The sequence below is a fragment of the Streptomyces sp. NPDC096205 genome (assembly GCF_044763135.1).
Lineage (GTDB): Bacteria > Actinomycetota > Actinomycetes > Streptomycetales > Streptomycetaceae > Streptomyces.
The window spans coordinates 1405107-1425833 of record NZ_JBIWFS010000001.1 but is presented as its reverse complement, the minus strand read 5'-3'; the positions used below and the strand labels follow the sequence as shown (position 1 = coordinate 1425833).

At 72.1% G+C, this 20727-nt stretch carries 17 protein-coding genes and 1 riboswitch; of the genes, 11 read left to right on the top strand and 6 right to left on the bottom strand.

The genetic code is table 11. The features are described from left to right. Positions 1 to 24 precede the first annotated feature (24 nt). A complete protein-coding gene (locus tag ACIQ6Y_RS05990; RefSeq protein WP_404033473.1) occupies positions 25 to 1200 on the top strand; it encodes a citrate synthase in 1176 nt (391 codons plus the stop codon). A 190-nt stretch (positions 1201 to 1390) separates the two neighbouring features. Here the strand turns inward: ACIQ6Y_RS05990 and ACIQ6Y_RS05985 are convergent, their stop codons facing one another. Continuing rightward, positions 1391 to 1627 (bottom strand): hypothetical protein, encoded by a 237-nt coding sequence (locus tag ACIQ6Y_RS05985; RefSeq protein WP_404033471.1) that lies wholly within the window; start codon positions 1625 to 1627, stop codon positions 1391 to 1393. 180 nt (positions 1628 to 1807) lie between these two features. Further along, a complete protein-coding gene (locus ACIQ6Y_RS05980; RefSeq protein ID WP_404033469.1) occupies positions 1808 to 2359 on the bottom strand; it encodes a DUF6082 family protein in 552 nt (183 codons plus the stop codon). 331 nt (positions 2360 to 2690) lie between these two features. Between ACIQ6Y_RS05980 and ACIQ6Y_RS05975 the strand changes: the two genes are divergently transcribed. Further along, on the top strand, positions 2691 to 3746 hold the full coding sequence (locus tag ACIQ6Y_RS05975) for a CobW family GTP-binding protein (protein ID WP_404033467.1): 1056 nt from the start codon (positions 2691 to 2693) through the stop codon (positions 3744 to 3746). Here ACIQ6Y_RS05975 and ACIQ6Y_RS05970 read toward each other — a convergent pair. After that, positions 3743 to 6199 carry a DNA topoisomerase (ATP-hydrolyzing) subunit A gene (locus ACIQ6Y_RS05970; protein WP_404033465.1) on the bottom strand — a complete coding sequence of 819 codons (2457 nt, stop codon included), beginning with the start codon at positions 6197 to 6199 and terminating at the stop codon, positions 3743 to 3745. The two genes, ACIQ6Y_RS05975 and ACIQ6Y_RS05970, sit on opposite strands and share 4 nt — an antisense overlap. A gap of 293 nt (positions 6200 to 6492) precedes the next feature. Between ACIQ6Y_RS05970 and ACIQ6Y_RS05965 the strand changes: the two genes are divergently transcribed. From ACIQ6Y_RS05965 to ACIQ6Y_RS05950, 4 genes are all read left to right on the top strand, one after another. Further along, entirely contained in the window at positions 6493 to 7899 is a 1407-nt protein-coding gene (locus ACIQ6Y_RS05965; protein ID WP_404033463.1) for a M16 family metallopeptidase, read from the top strand. Next, on the top strand, positions 7896 to 9284 hold the full coding sequence (locus ACIQ6Y_RS05960) for a M16 family metallopeptidase (protein WP_404033461.1): 1389 nt from the start codon (positions 7896 to 7898) through the stop codon (positions 9282 to 9284). The genes ACIQ6Y_RS05965 and ACIQ6Y_RS05960 overlap by 4 nt, the downstream gene beginning before the upstream one ends. A gap of 214 nt (positions 9285 to 9498) precedes the next feature. After that, a riboswitch (cyclic di-AMP (ydaO/yuaA leader) is annotated at positions 9499 to 9663 on the top strand. A 12-nt stretch (positions 9664 to 9675) separates the two neighbouring features. Beyond that, a complete protein-coding gene (locus tag ACIQ6Y_RS05955) occupies positions 9676 to 10440 on the top strand; it encodes a M23 family metallopeptidase (protein ID WP_404033459.1) in 765 nt (254 codons plus the stop codon). A gap of 213 nt (positions 10441 to 10653) precedes the next feature. Further along, the gene (locus ACIQ6Y_RS05950; RefSeq protein ID WP_404033457.1) at positions 10654 to 11349 is read left to right on the top strand and encodes a GntR family transcriptional regulator; all 696 of its coding nucleotides are present in this window, start codon (positions 10654 to 10656) and stop codon (positions 11347 to 11349) included. Between the two features lie 136 nt (positions 11350 to 11485). Here ACIQ6Y_RS05950 and ACIQ6Y_RS05945 read toward each other — a convergent pair whose 3' ends face one another. Continuing rightward, the gene (locus tag ACIQ6Y_RS05945; protein ID WP_053655224.1) at positions 11486 to 11767 is read right to left on the bottom strand and encodes an HPr family phosphocarrier protein; all 282 of its coding nucleotides are present in this window, start codon (positions 11765 to 11767) and stop codon (positions 11486 to 11488) included. 173 nt (positions 11768 to 11940) lie between these two features. Between ACIQ6Y_RS05945 and ACIQ6Y_RS05940 the strand changes: the two genes are divergently transcribed. From ACIQ6Y_RS05940 to ACIQ6Y_RS05925, 4 genes are all read left to right on the top strand, one after another. Further along, on the top strand, positions 11941 to 14787 hold the full coding sequence (locus tag ACIQ6Y_RS05940; protein WP_404033455.1) for a GNAT family N-acetyltransferase: 2847 nt from the start codon (positions 11941 to 11943) through the stop codon (positions 14785 to 14787). Between the two features lie 87 nt (positions 14788 to 14874). After that, positions 14875 to 15471, top strand: a complete 597-nt coding sequence (locus ACIQ6Y_RS05935) for a DUF5998 family protein (RefSeq protein ID WP_404033729.1) — start codon at positions 14875 to 14877, stop codon at positions 15469 to 15471. Further along, positions 15471 to 16661 carry an alkaline phosphatase family protein gene (locus tag ACIQ6Y_RS05930; RefSeq protein WP_404033453.1) on the top strand — a complete coding sequence of 397 codons (1191 nt, stop codon included), beginning with the start codon at positions 15471 to 15473 and terminating at the stop codon, positions 16659 to 16661. Before ACIQ6Y_RS05935 ends, ACIQ6Y_RS05930 begins: the two co-directional genes overlap by 1 nt. A 41-nt stretch (positions 16662 to 16702) precedes the next feature. Continuing rightward, a complete protein-coding gene (locus ACIQ6Y_RS05925) occupies positions 16703 to 17353 on the top strand; it encodes a thymidine kinase (RefSeq protein ID WP_404033451.1) in 651 nt (216 codons plus the stop codon). A 22-nt stretch (positions 17354 to 17375) separates the two neighbouring features. On the opposite strand, the gene ACIQ6Y_RS05920 is transcribed toward ACIQ6Y_RS05925, so the two are convergent. Further along, positions 17376 to 18188, bottom strand: coding sequence for a VOC family protein (locus tag ACIQ6Y_RS05920; RefSeq protein WP_404033449.1), 813 nt, complete (start codon positions 18186 to 18188; stop codon positions 17376 to 17378). A 307-nt stretch (positions 18189 to 18495) separates the two neighbouring features. Between ACIQ6Y_RS05920 and ACIQ6Y_RS05915 the strand changes: the two genes are divergently transcribed. Further along, positions 18496 to 19347 (top strand): sulfurtransferase, encoded by an 852-nt coding sequence (locus ACIQ6Y_RS05915; RefSeq protein WP_404033447.1) that lies wholly within the window; start codon positions 18496 to 18498, stop codon positions 19345 to 19347. Between the two features lie 179 nt (positions 19348 to 19526). Here the strand turns inward: ACIQ6Y_RS05915 and sepH are convergent, their stop codons facing one another. Further along, positions 19527 to 20552, bottom strand: coding sequence for a septation protein SepH (gene sepH / locus ACIQ6Y_RS05910; RefSeq protein ID WP_404033445.1), 1026 nt, complete (start codon positions 20550 to 20552; stop codon positions 19527 to 19529). Positions 20553 to 20727 lie beyond the last annotated feature (175 nt).

Here is a 20727-nt window from a genome sequence, read left to right as displayed (position 1 = left end):
TCGAATCAAGTCCAGGGAGGAAACATGTCCGTCAACCGGTCCGCAGCAACTCTTGTCGACGTACCGCGAGGACTCGCGGGCGTCGTCGTCACCGACACCCAGATCGGCGACGTACGAGGACGCGAGGGCTTCTACCACTACCGCCAGTACTCCGCCGTCGAACTCGCGCAGACCCGCAGCTTCGAGGACGTCTGGCATCTCCTGGTCCACGGCGAGCTCCCCGACGCCGACCGCGGCGCCGCCTTCGCCGCCGAGACCGCCGCGCTGCGGCGGCTGCCCGACCAGGTGGCCGCGGCGCTGCCCGCGATCGCCGCGGCAGGCGGCCGTTCCGGCCCGCTCGCGGGCCTGCGCACCGCGCTGTCCCTGCTGGGCGCCGCCCAGGGATTCCGGCCGGTGTACGACATCGATGCCGGCCGGCGCCGCGCGGACGCGGTGACGGCGACCGCCGCCGTACCCACGCTGCTGACGGCCCTGCACCGGCTGGGCAAGGGGCTCGACCCGGTCCCGCCGCGCGAGGACCTGTCGTACGCCGCCAACTACCTGTACATGTTGACCGGCGAGGAGCCGGACGCACGGCGTACCAGGGCGATCGAGCAATACTTGATCTCAACCATTGACCATGGATTCAATGCATCAACCTTCACGGGACGCGTGATCGCCTCGACGGGCGCGGACATCGCCGCCTGTCTCGTGGGGGCCGTCGGCGCCCTGTCCGGGCCGCTGCACGGCGGCGCCCCCAGCCGGGCGCTCGACACCCTGGACGCCATCGGCACCCCGGACCGCATCGACACCTGGGTGCGTGAGCGTGTCCTCGCCGGCGACCGCATCATGGGCTTCGGGCACGCCATCTACCGCACCGAGGACCCCCGTTCCCGGATGCTGCGGGCGATCGCGCAGGGGTTCGGCGGCGCGCGCGTGGACTTCGCCGTCCAGGTGGAGCGGGGCGTCGAGGCGGTGCTGGCCGAGCTGAAGCCCGGCCGGGAACTGCACACCAATGTCGAGTTCTACGCGGGCCTGGTCATGGAGCTGTGCGGGCTGCCGCGCGAGATGTTCACGCCGACCTTCGCTGCCGCGCGGGTGGTGGGCTGGAGCGCCAACATCCTGGAGCAGGCGGAGGACCCGAAGATCATCCGCCCGGTGGCGCGGTACGTCGGCCCCGTGCCGCCCGTGGCGGTGCCCGAGGCGCAGCAGGTCGCCTGACATGCGTGTGGCCCGGTGCCGATCTGGGCGCCAGGCCACATCGAGGGGGGCGAGCAGGACGGGATGCCGGGCTGCTCGCCGGGTCGGTACCCGATTCGCTCGGTTGTCACATGCGGTCGGGTGGGTTTCCCACGGGGACGGGGGTCCTGTGGGGACACGCGCCCGTGTGGGATCAGACGTCCGTGTGGGATCAGGCGTCCGGGATGTCTGCCTTGGCGCGGATCAGCGTCTCCCGGCTCACGATGACGATGCGCTCGTAGTCGGCGCGGGAGGCATCGGAGGGGAGTTCACGCTCCAGCGCCTCGGTGGCTTCGGTGCCGATGACGGCGAAATTGCCGTCGCTCAGCTCGAACAGGTCCGGGCAGTTGGCTCCAGAGTTACTACCTCGGGCGCTCGGGGGCACACCGATGCGGCGCACGATTTTCAAGGGGGTACCGGTCCTTAGGCGGGCTGGGCACAGTTCTGGGACAGCACCGTACTGGGACCGGAGGGACGCACGGGCGCAGACGTGCCAAAGACACCCTGCCGGGTCAGTGATGAAGGTGAGTTGACAGCCGGCAGGGGCACGTTCAGCGATGAAGGTGAGTTGACAGCCGACAGGGCACGTTCAGTCGGCCGGCGGGTGCCCCACAACCCACCACTCGTCCGTGTCGGCGTCGTCCAGCTCCTGCACGAGTCCGTCGACCATGCGTCCGATCCTGGCCTCGTCGGACGACCGCTTCAGCGTCGCGCGCTGAGCCTTCGACGCCTCCCAGTACTCCCGGAACAGCGGACTCTGGAAGAACTCGCGCAGCACCGTGTACAGCTCGTGCTGGTCCAGGACCTCGGCGCGGTACTGATGGAAGAGATAGGCGTACCAGGCGTTGGCGTAGAAGAACTGGCGGCGCTTGTCCGCCGGGATGCTCTTGTCGTAGGTGTCGATCACCGCCGCCAGCGAAGGGTCGTCGATCGCCCTGGCCAGCAGCTCCCAGTGCATGCGCTGCTGATGGGCGAACGCCCTGCGCCGGACGGCCAGTTCTTCGAGTTCCAGCCGTCGTTGCTCCAGCCGCGCCTCGTCGAGGCGGCGCCTGCGGGCGACCAGCGTCAGGGTGGTGGCGGAGATCAGAAGGGCAGTTGCGGCGGAGTTCAGCCTCCCCGTGAGGTGCTTCCGTGTGGCCATGTCAACCCCCGAATCAGGCACCGTCCGCCGGTCGTCGGGATGCGGGTCGACTGATGGGAACCGGCGAGCGATGGGCGGCGCGTGCCACCTCCAGGGTGCCGAGCGGCTCTGATCGGCGGGGAGGCGGAGGAAGGAGGCGCACGGAGGGAAGCGAGGGTCGCACGCCCGCCGCACGCCCCGGCACCTTGCCAGACGTCTGCCCCGCAAATGCTGCTAACAATCGTTCACTTCGCGGTGATTCCTGCGGCTCGTATCCTGGGGCGGCATTCAATCCTCGACGGCGTGCACGGTCGCGATCCGGTGCGCGCCCGGGCGTGAGAGAGGTCGCACATTGGGTCACCGTCCGCGGCAGATCCCCGTCGTCGTGCTTGCCGGATTCCTGGGTTCCGGCAAGACCACGCTGCTCAACCATCTGCTGCACCACAGCGGAGGCAGTCGTATCGGCGCGATCGTCAACGATTTCGGCGCCATCGAGATCGACGCCATGGCCGTCGCGGGCGCGCTCGGCGACTCGACCGTCTCCCTCGGCAACGGTTGCCTGTGCTGCGCGGTGGACGCGAGCGAACTCGACGTCTATCTGGAGCGGCTCGCCCACCCCACGGCCGGCATCGACGTCATCGTCATCGAGGCCAGCGGACTCGCCGAACCTCAGGAACTCGTGCGCATGCTGCTCGCCAGCGAGCTGCCGGGGATCGTGTACGGCGGGCTGGTCGAGGTCGTCGACGCCGCCGAGTTCGACGCCACTCGCGCGCGGCACCCCGAGATCGACCGGCATCTCGCCCTCGCCGACCTCGTCGTCGTCAACAAGACCGACCGGGCCGCCGACGGCGAACGGCTCCTCGCACTCGTGCGCTCCCTCGCCGACAAGGCGGCCGTCGTCCCGGCCTCGTACGGCCGTCTCGACCCCGAGTTCCTCTTCGACTGCCGGCCCAGCGAGGAACGCATCGGGCAGCTGTCCTTCGACGACCTCCACGAGCACGACCCGGACGAGGACCACGCGGGTCATCTCCACTCGGGCTACGACACCCTGTCGTTCACCTCCGGGACCCCGATGGACCCGCGCCGGCTGATGGCGTTCCTCGACAGCCGTCCCGAGGGGCTGTACCGGATCAAGGGGTACGTCGACTTCGGACCGTACGACACAGGGAACCGCTACGGCGTCCATGCCGTGGGGCGGTTCCTGCGGTTCGAGCCGGAGCCGTGGCCGGCCGACGACGCGCGGCTCACACAGCTCGTCCTCATCGGCGCCGGGATCGACGCGCCCGCTCTCGACAAGGAGCTCGAGGCCTGCACGAGCGACACCCCACACGCCGACGAGCACGGCATGTGGGGCGTTCTGCGCTACGTACGCGACGCGGACGACCAGGAGGCCGAACCCGGTCTCTAGACCGGTCCCGCCACCGCCGCCACCGTCTTCGCCAGGGACACGCCCGAGCCGTCCCGGCGCGGGTCCATCTCCGGCAGCTCGGCCGGGGTGCCGTTCTTCTGCGCGGCGCGGGCAGGAGCGGCGCCCGCCCAGGCCAGGGACAGACAGTCCTCGCCCTTGAGGAACCGCTGGCAGCGCACACCACCGGTGGCCCGGCCCTTGCGCGGGTACTGGTCGAACGGCGTCACCTTGGCCGTCGTCTGCACGGAGTCGTCCAGGGTGCCGCGCGAGCCCGCGACCGTGAACACCACCGCGTCCACCGCCGGGTCGACGGCCGTGAAGGAGATGACCTTGGCGCCGTCGGTGAGCTTGATGCCCGCCATACCGCCCGCGGGCCGGCCCTGCGGGCGGACCTGCGAGGCCTGGAAGCGCAGCAGTTGGGCATCGTCCGTGATGAAGACGAGGTCCTCCTCACCGGTGCGCAGCTCGACCGCGCCGACGATCCGGTCGCCCTCCTTGAGGGTGATGACCTCCAGCTCGTCCTTGTTCGCCGGGTAGTCCGGGACCACGCGCTTGACCACGCCCTGCTCGGTGCCGATCGCCAGGCCCGGGGAGGACTCGTCGAGCGTGCTCAGGCAGATCACCGTCTCGTCGTCCTCCAGCGAGACGAACTCCGCGAGCGGCGCCCCGCCCGACAGGTTCGGCGCGGCCGCGGTGTCCGGCAGCTGGGGCAGGTCGACCACGTTGATCCGCAGCAGCCGGCCCGCCGAGGTCACCACACCCACCTCGCCGCGCGCGGTGGAGGGCACCGCGGAGACGATCACGTCGTGCTTGGTGCGCCGCCCGTCGGCGTCCTCCGCGAACGGCTCGGCGTTCGCCGTACGGGCCAGCAGCCCCGTCGACGACAGCAGCACCCGGCACGGGTCGTCGGCGACCTGGAGGGACACGGTCGGCGCCGGGGAGCCCGCGGACTCCAGCAGGACCGTACGGCGGTCGGTGCCGAACTTCTTGGCGACCGAGGCCAGCTCGGCCGAGACCAGCTTGCGCAGCTCGGTGTCCGACTCCAGGATCCGGGTCAGCTCCTCGATCTCGGTGTTCAGCCGCTCCTTCTCCGCCTCCAGCTCGATGCGGTCGTACTTGGTCAGGCGGCGCAGCGGAGTGTCGAGGATGTACTGCGTCTGGACCTCGCTCAGCGAGAAGTGCTCCATCAGGCGCTGCTTGGCCTGCGCGGAGTTCTCGCTGGAGCGGATCAGGCGGATCACCTCGTCGATGTCCACCAGCGCGGTGAGCAGGCCCTCGACCAGGTGCAGCCGGTCGCGGCGCTTGGTGCGGCGGTACTCGCTGCGCCGGCGCACGACCTCGAAGCGGTGGTCGAGGTAGACCTCCAGCAGCTCCTTCAGGCCCAGCGTGAGGGGCTGGCCGTCGACGAGCGCGACGTTGTTGATGCCGAAGGACTCCTCCATCGGCGTCAGCTTGTACAGCTGCTCCAGGATCGCCTCCGGCACGAAGCCGTTCTTGACCTCGATGACCAGACGCAGGCCGTGCTCGCGGTCGGTGAGGTCCTTGACGTCGGCGATGCCCTGGAGCTTCTTCGAGCCGACCAGGTCCTTGATCTTCGCGATGACCTTCTCCGGGCCGACCGTGAACGGCAGCTCGGTGACGATCAGACCCTTGCGGCGCGCGGTGACCGAGTCCACGGAGACGGTGGCGCGCATCTTGAACGTGCCGCGGCCGGTCTCGTAGGCGTCGCGGATGCCGGACAGGCCGACGATCCGGCCGCCGGTGGGCAGGTCCGGGCCCGGCACATGGCGCATGAGGGCGTCGAGATCGGCGTTCGGGTACTTGATCAGGTGGCGGGCGGCCGCGATGACCTCGCGCAGGTTGTGCGGCGGCATGTTGGTGGCCATGCCGACCGCGATGCCCGAGGAGCCGTTGACCAGGAGGTTCGGGAACGCGGCGGGCAGGGCGACCGGTTCCCGCTCCTGACCGTCGTAATTGGGGACGAAGTCGACCGTGTCCTCGTCGATCGACTCGGTCATCAGGCTCGTCGCCTCGGCCTGCCGGCACTCGGTGTACCGCATGGCGGCCGGCGGGTCGTCGTTGCCCAGCGAGCCGAAGTTGCCGTGGCCGTCGACCAGGGGCACGCGCATCGAGAAGGGCTGGGCCATGCGCACCAGGGCGTCGTAGATCGACGAGTCGCCGTGCGGGTGCAACTTACCCATGACCTCGCCCACCACGCGGGCGCACTTCACATAGCCGCGCTCGGGGCGCAGCCCCATCTCGTTCATCTGGTAGACGATGCGGCGGTGCACCGGCTTGAGGCCGTCACGCGCGTCGGGCAGGGCTCGGGAGTAGATGACCGAGTACGCGTACTCGAGGAAGGAGCCCTGCATCTCGTCGACGACGTCGATGTCGAGGATGCGCTCCTCGAACGAGTCGTCGGGCGGCGGGGTCTTCGTGCTGCGGCGGGCCATCGCTGCCTGGCTCCTTTTGCTCTGGTCGTTCGCCTACGGGACGCGTCCCCTCGGCTCGCTCCGGCGGAAGCGTGAACGAATTCTGACGCGGACCATTGTGGACCTAGGCACTGACAACGACGGACCGGACCCCGCGTCGCCAGTGGCGGCGTGTGTCCGCAGGCTACGGGATCTCGCTCTGGGCGTACGGCGGCCGGGAACTCCACCGGCGGTCCGCACGCTTGCATACAGTGGCAGGACCGGCAGGAGAACAGCGGTTTTCAGCAACCGCATCCGCGATCGAAGGGACGTACATGCCCATGGGTCACACGGCCACAGACCAGGCAGGCTCCGGCGGCCTGACAGCGACCGAGCACCGCCTGGCCAACGGCCTGCGCGTGGTGCTCTCCGAGGACCATCTGACCCCGGTCGCGGCGGTGTGCCTCTGGTACGACGTCGGCTCCCGTCACGAGGTCAAGGGACGCACCGGCCTGGCTCACCTCTTCGAGCACCTGATGTTCCAGGGCTCGGGCCAGGTCAAGGGCAACGGTCACTTCGAGCTGGTGCAGGGAGCGGGCGGCTCCCTCAACGGCACCACCAGCTTCGAGCGCACCAACTACTTCGAGACCATGCCCGCCCACCAGCTGGAGCTCGCGCTCTGGCTGGAGGCCGACCGCATGGGCTCCCTGCTCGCCGCCCTCGACGACGAGTCCATGGAGAACCAGCGCGACGTCGTCAAGAACGAGCGCCGTCAGCGTTACGACAACGTGCCCTACGGCACCGCGTTCGAGAAGCTGACCGCCCTCGTCTATCCGGAGGGCCACCCCTACCACCACACGCCGATCGGCTCGATGGCCGACCTGGACGCGGCGACCCTGGAGGACGCGCGCGCGTTCTTCCGCACCTACTACGCGCCCAACAACGCGGTGCTGTCCGTGGTCGGCGACATCGACCCCGAGCAGACGCTCGCCTGGGTCGAGAAGTACTTCGGCTCCATCCCGGGCCACGACGGCAAGCCCGCCCCGCGCGACGGCACGCTGCCCGACGTCATCGGCGAGCAGCTGCGCCAGGTCGTCGAGGAGGAGGTGCCCGCGCGGGCGCTGATGGCCGCCTACCGGCTGCCGCAGGACGGCACACGCGCGTGCGACGCCGCCGACCTGGCGCTGACCGTCCTCGGCGGCGGCGAGTCGTCCCGCCTCTACAACCGGCTCGTACGACGTGACCGTACGGCCGTCGCGGCCGGCTTCGGCCTGCTGCGGCTGGCCGGGGCGCCCTCGCTGGGCTGGCTGGACGTGAAGACCTCCGGAGACGTCGAGGTGCCCGTCATCGAGGCGGCCATCGACGAGGAGCTCGCCCGGTTCGCCGAGGAGGGCCCCACGGACGAGGAGATGGAGCGCGCCCAGGCGCAGTTGGAGCGCGAGTGGCTGGACCGGCTCGGCACGGTCGCGGGCCGCGCCGACGAACTGTGCCGCTTCGCCGTCCTGTTCGGCGACCCGCAGCTCGCCCTGACCGCTGTGCAGCGCGTCCTGGAGGTGACCGCCGACGAGGTCCGCGAGGTCGCCGCGGCGCGGCTGCGGCCCGACAACCGCGCGGTGCTCGTCTACGAGCCGCTGTCGCCCGAGTCCGCGGAGCACACCGAGGACGAGGACTTCCCCGAGGACCCGGAGGCCGAAGCCACGGTGGAGGCCGCCCACGACAACGACGAGGAGGCGGCCAAGTGACCGAGCTCGCCGCGATGGACTTCCACCCGCAGCCCAAGCCGGGCGAGGCCAGGCCGTGGGCGTTCCCGGCGCCCACGCGCGGGACGCTCGACAACGGCCTGACGGTGCTGCGCTGCCACCGCCCCGGCCAGCAGGTCGTCGCCGTCGAGGTGCTGCTGGACGCGCCGCTCGACGCCGAGCCGGCCGCCCAGGAGGGCGTGGCCACGATCATGGCCCGCGCCCTCTCCGAGGGCACCGACAAGCACTCCGCCGAGGAGTTCGCCGCCGAGCTGGAGCGCTGCGGCGCCACCCTCGACACGCACGCCGACCACCCCGGCGTCCGCCTCAGCCTGGAGGTCCCCGCCTCCCGCCTGGCCAAGGCCCTCGGCCTGGTCGCCGACGCCCTCAGGGCGCCCGCCTTCGCCGACGGCGAGGTCGAGCGGCTGGTGCGCAACCGCCTCGACGAGATCCCGCACGAGCTGGCCAACCCGGCCCGCCGCGCGGCCAAGGAGCTCTCCCGGCAGCTGTTCCCGCAGGCATCGCGCATGTCCCGGCCGCGCCAGGGCACCGAGGAGACGGTCGCCGCGATCGACTCCGCGGCCGTGCGCGCCTTCTACGAGCGGCATGTGCGTCCCGCGACCGCCACCGCCGTGGTCGTCGGCGACCTGACGGGCCTGGACCTGGACGCCCTGCTCGGCGAGACCCTCGGCGCCTGGACGGGCTCCAAGGCCGCGCCGCGGCCCGTGCCGGCGGTGACCGCCGACGACACCGGCCGGGTCGTCGTCGTGGACCGCCCCGGTGCCGTCCAGACGCAGCTGCTCATCGGCCGCGTCGGCCCCGACCGCCACGACCGTGTGTGGCCCGCCCAGGTGCTCGGCACGTACTGCCTCGGCGGCACCCTCACCTCCCGCCTGGACCGCGTCCTGCGCGAGGAGAAGGGCTACACCTACGGCGTGCGGTCCTTCGGCCAGGTGCTGCGCTCCGCGCCCGACGGCACGGGCGTGTCGATGCTCGCCATCAGCGGGTCCGTGGACACCCCGAACACCGGCCCGGCGCTGGCGGACCTGTGGACGGTGCTGCGCACCCTCGCCGCGGACGGGCTGACCGACGCCGAGCGGGACGTGGCCGTGCAGAACCTCGTCGGGGTGGCGCCGCTGAAGTACGAGACGGCCGCCGCCGTCGCGAGCACGCTGGCCGACCAGGTCGAGCAGCATCTGCCCGACGACTTCCAGGCGACGCTGTATCAGCAGCTCGCCGCCACCGGCACGGTGGAGGCCACGGCGGCCGTCGTGAACGCCTTCCCGGTGGACCGGCTGGTGACGGTCCTGGTCGGCGACGCGGCGCAGATCAAGGAGCCCGTGGAGGCCCTCGGCATCGGTGAAGTCACCGTGGTGAGCGCCGAGTAGGGACGGCGAATTCGCGCCACACACGCGTGGGCCCTGGTGACCGGAGCGTCATCAGGGCCCTCGTTTGTCCGAGTTGGCTGTGAATTGCAGGAGATGCTGCCCGTCTGCCCTGTGGCATGCGCTACAAAAACGCTGATCCATTAGAGGATCGAAAGATGATCCCCTTAGTGTCGTCCGGGCTGTTCGTCACGCAGTGCGCCGCATCCGCGGCACCGGACAGTCATCGCCGAGTCCCCCTACGGCGCGAGCCAGGGGAGCCGGGGACCCATCGCAGTCCCTGGGGTGAATCGGACGCCCGCGCGTGAAGCGAGGGGGTCCGTAGGAGACCTTCCTGCTCCGAACCCGTCAGCTAACCCGGTAGGCGAGAGGGAAGGAAAGGACCAGCCACTTCATGGCGTTCACGCGCGCCACCGGGAAGCATCGTCGTCCCAGCCGGATGCAGCGCAGCACCGCCCGTGCGGCGGGCGTCGCGGCGCTCACCACCACCGGCGTCATCGGCACCCTCGCGGGGCCGGCCCTCGCCGCCGAGCCCGAGGCCGAGCAGACCGGCCTGCTGCCGGTCGTCACCATCGGCGACTCCGTCGCCGAGCAGATCGACGCCCAGGCCGCCGCGCAGAAGCAGGCCGCCGAGGAGGCGCTCGCGGAGCAGAAGGCCGAGGAGGCCGCCGTCAAGCGCGCCGAGGCGCGGGCCGAGGCCGCCCGTGAGGCCAGGGAGCGCGCCGCCCGTGAGGCCGAGCGCAAGCGCCTGAACACCTTCGTGGCCCCGATCGCCGGCTCGTACGTCTCCACCGCCTACCAGGCCAGCAGCGCGCTGTGGTCCTCCGGCAGCCACACCGGCGTCGACTTCCACGCCGCGAGCGGCACCCTCGTCCAGGCCGTCGGCATGGGTACGGTCGTCGAGGCCGGCTGGGGCGGCGCGTACGGCAACCAGGTCGTCATCCGGATGCACGACGGCACCTACACCCAGTACGGCCACCTGTCCTCCATCTCCGTCGCGGTGGGCCAGTCGGTCGTCCCCGGCCAGCAGATCGGCCTGTCCGGCGCCACCGGCAACGTCACCGGCCCGCACCTGCACTTCGAGGCCCGCACGAGCCCCGAGTACGGCTCCGACATCGACCCGGTCGCCTACCTCCGCTCGCACGGCGTGAACATCTGACCGACAGGTCTTGCTCGAAAGCCTCGACAGCCTAGAAAGCCCCGGCTCCCGCAGCCGGGGCTTTCGGCGTTCCGGTCGCCGCCCGGCGGCCGATTGTCCAAAAAATATCCATGGATTCCGGCCCGCCGTCGGAAATGCGGCCGCATTGCAATAGAGTCGCTGAACACACGTCAATCGTCGACGTTTCACGGGGATTAAAGGCGGAGGTCGGTCATGCGTGTTCCGGCGCACTCGGTATGCACGGCGATCCGGGACGACATCGTCGCGGGGGTCCACGAACGCGGCAGCCGGCTCACCGAGGAACTGCTCGCGCGCCGCTACGGCGTCTCGCGCGTCCCCGTCCGCGAGGCGCTGCGCACGCTGGAGGCGGAGGGGTTCGTCGTCACCCGGCGGCACGCGGGCGCGTGCGTCGCCGAACCCACCGAGCAGGAGGCCGCCGACCTGCTGGAGATGCGCGTGCTGCTGGAGCCCCTGGGGGCCGCACGGGCCGCCCAGCGCCGCACCGAGGCCCATCTGAAGGTGCTGCGCGGCCTCGTCCGGCTGGGCCAGGAGCGGGCCAGGCGGGGCAACAGCGAGGATCTGCGCTCCCTGGGCGGCTGGTTCCACGAGACGCTGGCCCAGGCCTCCGGCAGCCCCGCCCTGGTGTCGGTGCTGACCCAGCTGCGGCACAAGATCGCCTGGATGTACACCGTGGAGGCGCCGTCCGGTCCCATGGACTCCTGGGCCGAGCACGGCGCGATCGTGGACGCCGTCGCGCGCGGGGACGGCGAACGCGCGCGGGCGATCACCGCGCTGCACACCGAGCGGTCGATCGCCGCGCACCGGCTGCGCTTTTCCGGCGGCGCCGATCGCGCGGACCGTGTGAGGACTTCGCAACATCCCGTAAACATGTCGGGCGTGCGGCATTAACACGGGCACCGTATACAAAGAGGAAGTAATTCCCGGGGGGTTTATTTCTGATGCCCGGAAACCTCGCCCGAACGGGAAATGCGAAAGGCTCGCCCGATAATTCGGACGAGCCCTTCGTGACTCAGCGAGTCATTCCTCAGACGGTCTCGGGAAGCTCCTCGAGACCCTCGGCGACCAGCTTGGCCAGGCGGTCGAGGGCGACGTCCGCACCCTCGGCGTCGGAGGCGAGGACGATCTCCTCGCCGCCCTGGGCGCCCAGGCCGAGGACGGCCAGCATGGAGGCCGCGTTGACGGGGTTGCCGTCGGCCTTGGCGATCGTCACCGGGACGCCTGCGGCCGTGGCGGCTCGGACGAAGATGGAAGCGGGGCGGGCGTGGAGGCCCTCGGCCCAGCCGACGTTGACGCGGCGCTCAGCCATGTGTTGCTGCCCTTCAGTGCTCAGGGTTGTCTAGACCAGTGTTCCACACGTGAAGCGACTCCGGGACAGACGTATGTCCCGGGGTGGCAGCCGGAACCGCGGCCTCGGTCCGACCCCACGTCCTCACAGACTGCCCCGCGCCGTTGTCGTACGCGAGCCGTACTCTGGGCCCCATGCAGAGCGCGCCGGACCGGCAGGAGTACCCCGCCCACTGGGAAGCCGACGTGGTGCTGCGCGACGGCGGCACCGCGCGCATCCGCCCCATCACCGTCGATGACGCCGAGCGCCTGATCAGCTTCTACGAGCAGGTCTCGGACGAGTCGAAGTACTACCGCTTCTTCGCGCCCTACCCGCGCCTGTCCGCCAAGGACGTCCACCGCTTCACGCACCACGACTTTGTGGACCGGGTGGGACTCGCGGCCACGATCGGCGGCGAGTTCATCGCCACCGTACGCTACGACCGCATCGGCACCAACGGCCTGCCCGCGTCCGCGCCCGCCGACGAGGCCGAGGTCGCCTTCCTGGTCCAGGACGCCCACCAGGGGCGCGGTGTCGCCTCCGCTCTCCTGGAGCACATCGCGGCCGTGGCCCGCGAGCGCGACATCCGCCGCTTCGCCGCCGAGGTGCTGCCCGCCAACACCAAGATGATCAAGGTGTTCACCGACGCCGGGTACACCCAGAAGCGCAGCTTCGAGGACGGCGTCGTCCGCCTGGAGTTCGACCTGGAGCCCACCGACCGCTCCGTCGCGGTCCAGCACGCGCGCGAGCAGCGCGCCGAGGCCCGGTCCGTACGGCGGCTGCTCGCGCCCGGCTCCGTCGCCGTCGTCGGCGTCGGCCGCACCCCCGGCGCCGTCGGCCGCAGCGTCCTCGACAACATCCGCGAGGCGGGCTTCACCGGACAGCTGTACGCCGTCAACCGGGCCTTCCCCGAGGAGCTGAAGGAACTCGACGGCGTCCCGGCCCACCGGTCCGTGCGGGACATCCCCGGGCCGGTCGACCTCGCCGTCGTCGCCGTGCCCGCCGAGCGGGTGCCCGAGGTCGTCACCGAGTGCGGCGAACACGGCGTACAGGGACTCGTCGTGATCTCCGCCGGATATGCCGAGAGCGGGCCCGACGGGCGCGAGCGACAGCGCGAACTGGTCCGCCACGCGCGCGCGTACGGGATGCGGATCATCGGGCCCAACGCCTTCGGGATCATCAACACCTCACCCGAGGTGAGCCTCAACGCCTCCCTCGCCCCCGAGACGCCCCGCCCCGGCCGCATCGGACTGTTCACCCAGTCCGGCGCCATCGGCGTCGCCCTGCTGTCCCGACTGCACCGGCGCGGCGGCGGAGTCACCGGCGTCACCGGCGTGTCCACGTTCGTCTCCGCCGGCAATCGCGCGGACGTCTCCGGCAACGACGTCGTGCAGTACTGGTACGACGACCCGGACACCGACGTCGCCCTGATGTACCTGGAGTCCATCGGCAACCCGCGCAAGTTCACCCGCCTCGCCCGGCGTACGGCGGCCATGAAGCCCCTGGTCGTCGTCCAGGGCGCCCGGCACGGCGGCGCCGCGCCCCAGGGGCACGCCGTACGGGCGACCCGGCTGCCCCACGACACGGTGTCGGCCCTGCTGCGGCAGGCCGGGGTGATCCGCGTCGACACCATCACCGAGCTGGTCGACGCGGGGCTGCTGCTCGCACGCCAGCCGCTGCCGGGCGGGCCGCGCGTGGCGATCCTCGGCAACTCCGAGTCGCTGGGGCTGCTGACGTACGACGCGTGTCTGTCCCAGGGGCTGCAGCCGTTGCCGCCGCTGGATCTGACGACGGGAGCGGCCGCGGAGGACTTCCGGCGGGCGCTGTCGAGGGCGCTGGCCGACGACTCCTGCGACGCGGTGGTCGTCACCGCCATCCCGGCCATCGGGGAGGGGACCCCGGACGACGCCGAGCTGGCGGAGGCCCTGCGGTCCGCGGCGGAGGAGGTGCCCGGGAAGCCGGTGCTGGTCGTGCATGTGGAGCTCGGAGGGCTCGCCGCGGCGCTGTCCGCGGCCGCGAGCACCGCACCCCGGGCCGGTTCGCGATCCCAGGGCGTCGCCGGCGATGCCCTGGGCCCCGCGGAACGCGTGCCCGCCGCGGAACAGCCGCCCGCCCCCGCCGCTCCCTCGGAAGCCACCCCCCGCCTCATCCCCTCCTACCCCGCCGCCGAACGGGCCGTCCGCGCGCTCGCCGAAGCCGTGAAGTACGCGCAGTGGCGGCGGGACGCGGCGCAGCCCGGGAAGGTGCCGGAGTTCGAGGAGGTCGACGAGAAGGCGGCCGCGCGGCTGATCGACGGGCTGCTCGCGCGCGGGCAGGGGCTCACCCTCGGCACGGACGAGACGTGCGACCTGCTCGGGATGTACGGCATCAGGGTGCTGCGCGCGCTGCCCGCGCCCACGCCCGAGGCCGCCGTCGAGGCCGCGCGGGCGCTCGGCTACCCCGTGGCCCTCAAGGCCACCGCCCCGCATCTGCGCCACCGCGCGGACCTGGGCGGCGTCCGGCTCGACCTCGCCGACGAGGAGCAACTGCGGCGGGCGTACACGGAGTTGACCGAACTGTTCGGCAGGCCCGAGGAGCTGCGGCCGGTCGTCCAGCGCATGGCGCCGCGCGGCGTCGACACCGTCGTACGGGCGGTCATCGACCCGGCGGCCGGAGCCGTGCTGTCGTTCGGGCTGGCCGGGGCCGCCTCCCAGCTGCTCGGCGACACCGCGCACCGGCTGATCCCGGTCACCGACCGGGAGGCGGCCTCGCTGGTGCGGTCGATCAGGACGGCTCCGCTGCTGTTCGGCTGGCGCGGCTCGACGCCCGTCGACACCCCGGCCCTGGAGGAGCTGCTGCTGCGGGTGTCCCGGCTGGTCGACGACCACCCCGAGGTGGTGGCGGTCACGCTGGAGCCGGTCGTCGTCGCCCCGCAGGGCCTGAGCGTGCTCGGCGCCTCCGTGCGCCTGGCCCCGCCCCCGGCCCGCGACGACCTAGGGCCGCGCACGCTCCCCGCGTACTGATCCCGCGGTGGTCAGAAGTGCCGAGGAGCCCCGGGGGACGCCGAGTAGCGCGTGACAGGTCCCTCGCAGTCAGTGGGCCCCCGTAGGATGGACGGCATGGCCAAGACCAGTACGACGACCCAGGGGCTGCGTGCGGCGATCGAACGCAGCGGCTACTACCCGGCCCTCGTGGCCGAGGCGGTGGAGGCCGCTGTGGGCGGCGAGCCGATCCGGTCGTACCTGGTCCACCAGGAGACCACGTTCGACCAGAACGAGGTCCGCCGGCATGTGACCGTACTGGTCCTGACCGGCACCCGCTTCATCGTCAGCCACACCGACGAGCAGGCCGCCGACACCACCTCCCCGACGCCGTACGCCACCACCTCCACGGAGTCGGTCAAGCTGGGCCGGATCTCCTCGGTGGTGGTGAGCCGGGTCGTGGCCAACCCGGAGCAGTACACGCCGGGCACGCTGCCGCGCGAGGTCGTGCTGACCATCGGCTGGGGCGCGGTCTCCCGGATCGACCTGGAGCCCGCCGCTTGCGGCGACCCCAACTGCGACGCCGACCACGGCTACACCGGCAACTCGACCGCCGACGACCTCAGCCTGCGCGTCAGCGAGGCGGGGGACGGCCCGGAGACCGTGCGCCAGGCGCTCGCCTTCGCGCAGGCCGTCTCCGAGGCCACCGCGGACACCACCCGCTGATGGTGCACCCCGCCCCCTGGGACCACCCGGAACCCCTCGCCGTCGCCTCCGCGCCCGTACCCGAGTACGGCAGCGGCTCCCTCGCCGACCTGCTGCCCACGCTGGCGGCGGGCATGGGCGTGCCCGGCCTGACGGCTGCGATCCCGGAGCTGGCCGCGGCCGACCGGGCCTGCGTCTTCCTGATCGACGGCCTCGGCTGGGAGCAGCTGCGCGCGCACCCGGACGAGGCGCCCTTCATGACCTCGCTGCTCGCGAGCTCGCGCGGCGGCACCGGGCGGCCGCTCACCGCCGGCTATCCGGCGACCACCGCGACCTCGCTCGCGTCCGTCGGCACGGGCCTGCCGCCGGGCGCCCACGGACTGCCCGGCTACACCGTGCGCAACCCGGCCACCGGCGAACTGATGAACCAGCTGCGCTGGCAGCCGTACAGCGACCCGCGCGCGTGGCAGCCGTACCCCACGGTCTTCGAGCTGGCCAGCCGGGCGGGAGTGCACGCCGCCCAGGTGTCGTCCCCCGCCTTCCAGAACACCCCGCTCACCAAGGTCGCCCTCAGCGGCGGCACCTTCCACGGGCGGCTCACCGGCGAGGAGCGGATCGACTTCGCGGCCGAGCAGCTCGCGGCCGCCGACCGGGCCCTGGTCTACACGTACTACGCCGAACTGGACGGCGCCGGGCACCGCTACGGCGTCGAGTCCGACACCTGGCGCGGCCAGCTGATGTACGTCGACCGGCTCGTGCAGCGGCTGGCCGAGCAGCTGCCGCCGCGCACCGCGCTGTACGTCACCGCCGACCACGGCATGGTCGACATCCCCTTCGACGAGCAGCACCGCATCGACTTCGACGAGGACTGGGAGCTCCAGGCCGGCGTCACCCTGCTGGGCGGCGAGGGCCGGGCCCGGCATGTGTACGCGCTGCCGGGCGCCGAGTCCGACGTCCTGATCTGCTGGCGCGAGGTGCTCGGCGAGCAGTTCTGGGTGGCCTCGCGGGACGAGGCGATCGCGGCGGGCTGGTTCGGGCCGCACATCGACGAGCGGGTGTACGCGCGCATCGGCGACGTGGTCGCGGCCGCCCGGGACGACGTCCTGATCATCGCCTCCGAGCGGGAGCCCAAGGAGTCCGCGATGGTCGGCAACCACGGCTCGATGACCGCGGCCGAGCAGCTCGTCCCGCTGCTCGAAGTCCGCTCCTGAATCCCGACCCCTCCCATTCGCCGAAAGGTGTTCAACCTGCCATGCCCGAGCTGGTGTTCTTCTCCGGAACGATGGACTGCGGGAAGTCGACGCTGGCTCTGCAGATCGAGCACAACCGCTCCGCCCGCGGCCTCCAGGGCGTGATCCTCACCCGCGACGACCGGGCGGGCGAGGGCAAGCTCTCCTCGCGCCTGGGGCTGGTGACGGACGCGGTCGAGGTCGAGGACGGCATGGACCTCTACGCGTACCTCGTCGACCATCTCTCCCACGGCGGACGGGCGGACTACGTCATCGCCGACGAGGCGCAGTTCCTCGCGGAGGAGCAGATCGACCAGCTCGCGCGCGTGGTGGACGACCTGGGCCTGGACGTCTACGCCTTCGGCATCACCACCGACTTCCGCTCCAAGCTCTTCCCCGGCTCCAAGCGGCTCGTCGAACTCGCCGACCGCGTCGAGGTGCTCCAGGTGGAGGCCCTGTGCTGGTGCGGCGCGCGCGCCACGCACAACGCCCGTACCGTCGGCGGCGAGATGGTCGTCGAGGGCGCCCAGGTGGTCGTCGGCGATGTGACCCGCTCCGCCGACGAGATCGGCTACGAAGTCCTGTGCCGCCGCCACCACCGCCGCCGTATGACCGCGGCCACGGCCCACGCGGCCGCCCTGTCCCCGGACGTCCTGCCGGTGCCGTCGGCGTAGCAAGCGCCGGAGTCCCCGCAGGTCAGGCCGTGTGCTGGATCAGTGCGAAGCGGGCGCCCTCGGGGTCGGTGGCGATGGCGACGCGGCCGTGGGGGCTGTCGTGGGGCGGGGTGAGGACGTGGCCGCCGAGGGCGACGAGGCGGGTGAGGGCCGCGTCGGTGTCGGCGACCTCGAAGTAGGTCAGCCAGTGCGGACCGCGGTCGCGGGGCAGGGCGTTGCCGACGCCGTGGACGTCGGCGACGGGGCGGCCGTCGAGGAGCAGGGTGACGTCGTCGGCGGTGGCATCCGCGGACGGCGCGGACTCCTGGCGCTCGTAGCCGAACACGGTCTCGTAGAACTTGACGACGGTCGCCGACTCGAAGGTGAGGAGTTCGTTCCAGGCGGGCGTGCCGGGCACGCCGGTGATCGCGGTGCCGAGGTGCGCGTCCGCCTGCCAGATGCCGAACACCGCGCCCGCGGGGTCCGAGCCGATCGCGATCCGGCCGGCCTCGGCGGCGTCCAGCGGGCCGACGCCGATCGTGCCGCCGCACAGCCGGACGGTGTCGGCGGTCTGGTCGACGTCGTCCGAGGCCAGATAGGGCGTCCAGGCGATCGGCAGATGGCGGTCCGGCGGGAGCTGCCCGATGCCTGCCACCTCCTGGCCGTCGAGCACGGCCCGCACGTAGGGCCCGAGTTGCTGCGGGCCCGGGCGGAACTCCCAGCCGAACAGCGCCCCGTAGAACTCCTGCGTCGAGGTCAGCCCGTGCGCCATCAGGCTCACCCAGCAGGGCGTGCCGGGCGCGTGCCTGCTGCGTGCTGCGCCGTTGGGACCGGCCGGACCCTGTGCCTCGGTCATCGTCACTCTCTCCTCGGCCCCTTGGCGGTGGCCGTGTCGCCGTCGCTCTGCGGATCCCCGTGCCGATGCTCGCACCACCCGTGGTGCGACGCGCTCCGGGCGCGCCGCCGCGTCGCGGCCGGTGAGCCGCCCCACACCGGAGGGTGCCCGGCGTGCGGCTGCTCGACCGTTTCCGTGCCATTGCCGACGGATGCCGATCGGCAGTACAGCAGGTGCTCGATCACGTACGCGGGGTGACCGGACGTGTGGCGGAGCAGAGTAGCCGGACCTGGACGCCGCGGCCACCCGGTGCGCAAGGATGGTGACCATGAACGCCATCATCTCCGCATCCGAACTCGCGAGCGAACTGGCGGGCGAGAACCCGCCAGTCGTGCTCGACGTCCGCTGGCAGCTCAGTGTCGCCAAGGCCGCCGGTGCACCACCCTTCGACGGCCGCGCCGCGTACGCGTCCGGGCACATCCCGGGCGCCGTATTCGTCGACCTGGACCGGGAGTTGGCCTCCGAGCCGGGCAAGCACGGCCGGCATCCGCTGCCGGATGTGACCGAATTCGGTGCGGCGATGCGACGGGCGGGGGTGTCGTCCGCGCGACCGGTGGTCGTGTACGACGGCGGACAGGGCTGGGCGGCCGCGCGCGCCTGGTGGCTGCTGCGCTGGACGGGTCACCCGTTCGTGCGGGTCCTCGACGGCGGGTTGCCGACCTGGGAGGGGCCGCTGTCGACGGACCTGCCCTCGCCCGCGGAGGGCGACTTCCGGCCGGAGCCGGGGGCCGCGGATCTGCTCGACGCCGACGCGGCCGCCGCACTGGCCCGCTCCGGCGTGCTGTTCGACGCGCGCGCGGGGGAGCGCTACCGGGGCGAGGTCGAGCCGATCGACCCCGTCGGCGGCCATATCCCCGGGGCCGTGTCCGCGCCGACCAACGACAACGTCGGCCCCGACGGCCGTTTCCTGCCCCCCGACGCCCTCCGCCGGCGCTTCGAGGCGCTCGGCGCCGCGAACGACACCCAGGTCGGCGTCTACTGCGGCTCCGGCGTCTCGGGCGCGCACGAGGTCCTCGCCCTCGCCGTCGCCGGCATCCCGTCCGCCCTGTACGTCGGCTCCTGGTCGGAGTGGTCCAACGACCCGTCCCGGCCGGTCGCGGTGGGGCCGGACCCGCAGTAGGCGTCCGGCGGGGCAGGCAGGCAGGCCGGGCCTGCGGCCGACGCGGGGCTACGAGAGGAGGCTCGCGTCGGCCGCGGTGCTCGGGCCCACCCGTCGTAGGCGTGCATGGCCCGCAGGACAGCTTGCAGCCACCCCGGGCGGCAACGGCGGACCGGAGCTGTCGCCCGGTGAGGTGAGGCCTACTCCTGCTTCTTACGGCGGGTGCCGAAGACGATCTCGTCCCAGCTCGGCACGGCAGCACGGCGGCCCGGGCGGACGCCGTCGGCCTCGGCCTGACGGTCGGTGGCGCCGACGAGGCGGTCGCGGTGGCTGCCGACGGAGCGGGGCATGAGGACGTCCGCGTAGGCGGAACCGGCCGAGGCCGCGGGGGCCGGCGGTTCTTCGGGCACGGGCTCGTCGGCGGGCTCCTCCGAGGGCTCGGCGGGCCGCTCGGGCACCACCAGGTCGCCCCGGAAGCTCGGCACCGCCTCCAGCAGGCTGGTCAGCGAGTCCCGCTCGCTCGGCGTCTCCTCCACCGGCTCCGCCGGCGGCAGGCTCGGCCGCTCGCGGTCGGCGGTACGGTCCAGCGGGCGGTCGCGCGGCAGCCGGGCGATCCGGGGCACGAACGGAAAGCTGGGCTCCGGCGCACCGAGGTCCTCGGACTCGCCGATCAGCGAACGCGCCTCGGAGTCGACGGCCTGCACGAGCCGCCGCGGCGGGTCGTACGTCCAGCTCGCGGAGTGCGGCTCACCGGCCACCCGGTAGACCAGCAGCACTTCCCAAGTGCCGTCGTCGCGGCGCCAGGAGTCCCACTGGACGGTGTCCTTCTCGGCGCCCCGCAGCAGCAGCCGCTCCTGCACGGCCTCGCCGAGCAGCGGGCCGGAGTTCTCGCCGGGGCGGCGGACGGGCGTCTTACGGGCGCGCTCGGCCATGAAGGCACGCTCGGCCAGTACGGGCCCCTCGAAGCGCCGTACGCGCTCGACGGGGATGCCGGCCATCTGGGCGACCTCTTCCGCGGTCGCGCCCGCGCGTATCCGCGCCTGGATGTCACGGGGGCGGAGATGACTCTCCACCTCGATCTCGATCTGGCCGAGGCGGGGACGGTCGCCGCGCACGGCGGCGCGGAGCCGTTCGTCGATCGGAAGCGTGTACTCCGTGCTGTCCGCAGCCTTCAGCACCAGCCGTGTGCCGTCATTGGAGACGGCCACGACACGCAGTTCGGGCATGGGGACCTCCCGGGTGGTGCCTGCCGACGTCACGTGCGTCGCTGCTTCCGCTAGTCGAGTGTGGCCTGCCCGGGTGCAGCCTGCCACAACCTTGCCGAGTTGCCCGGCGTGTCGGGCACGGGCCCTGGATCGCCGTTATGGCACGGTTACCTATTCGCAACGCTAAGTGACCAAC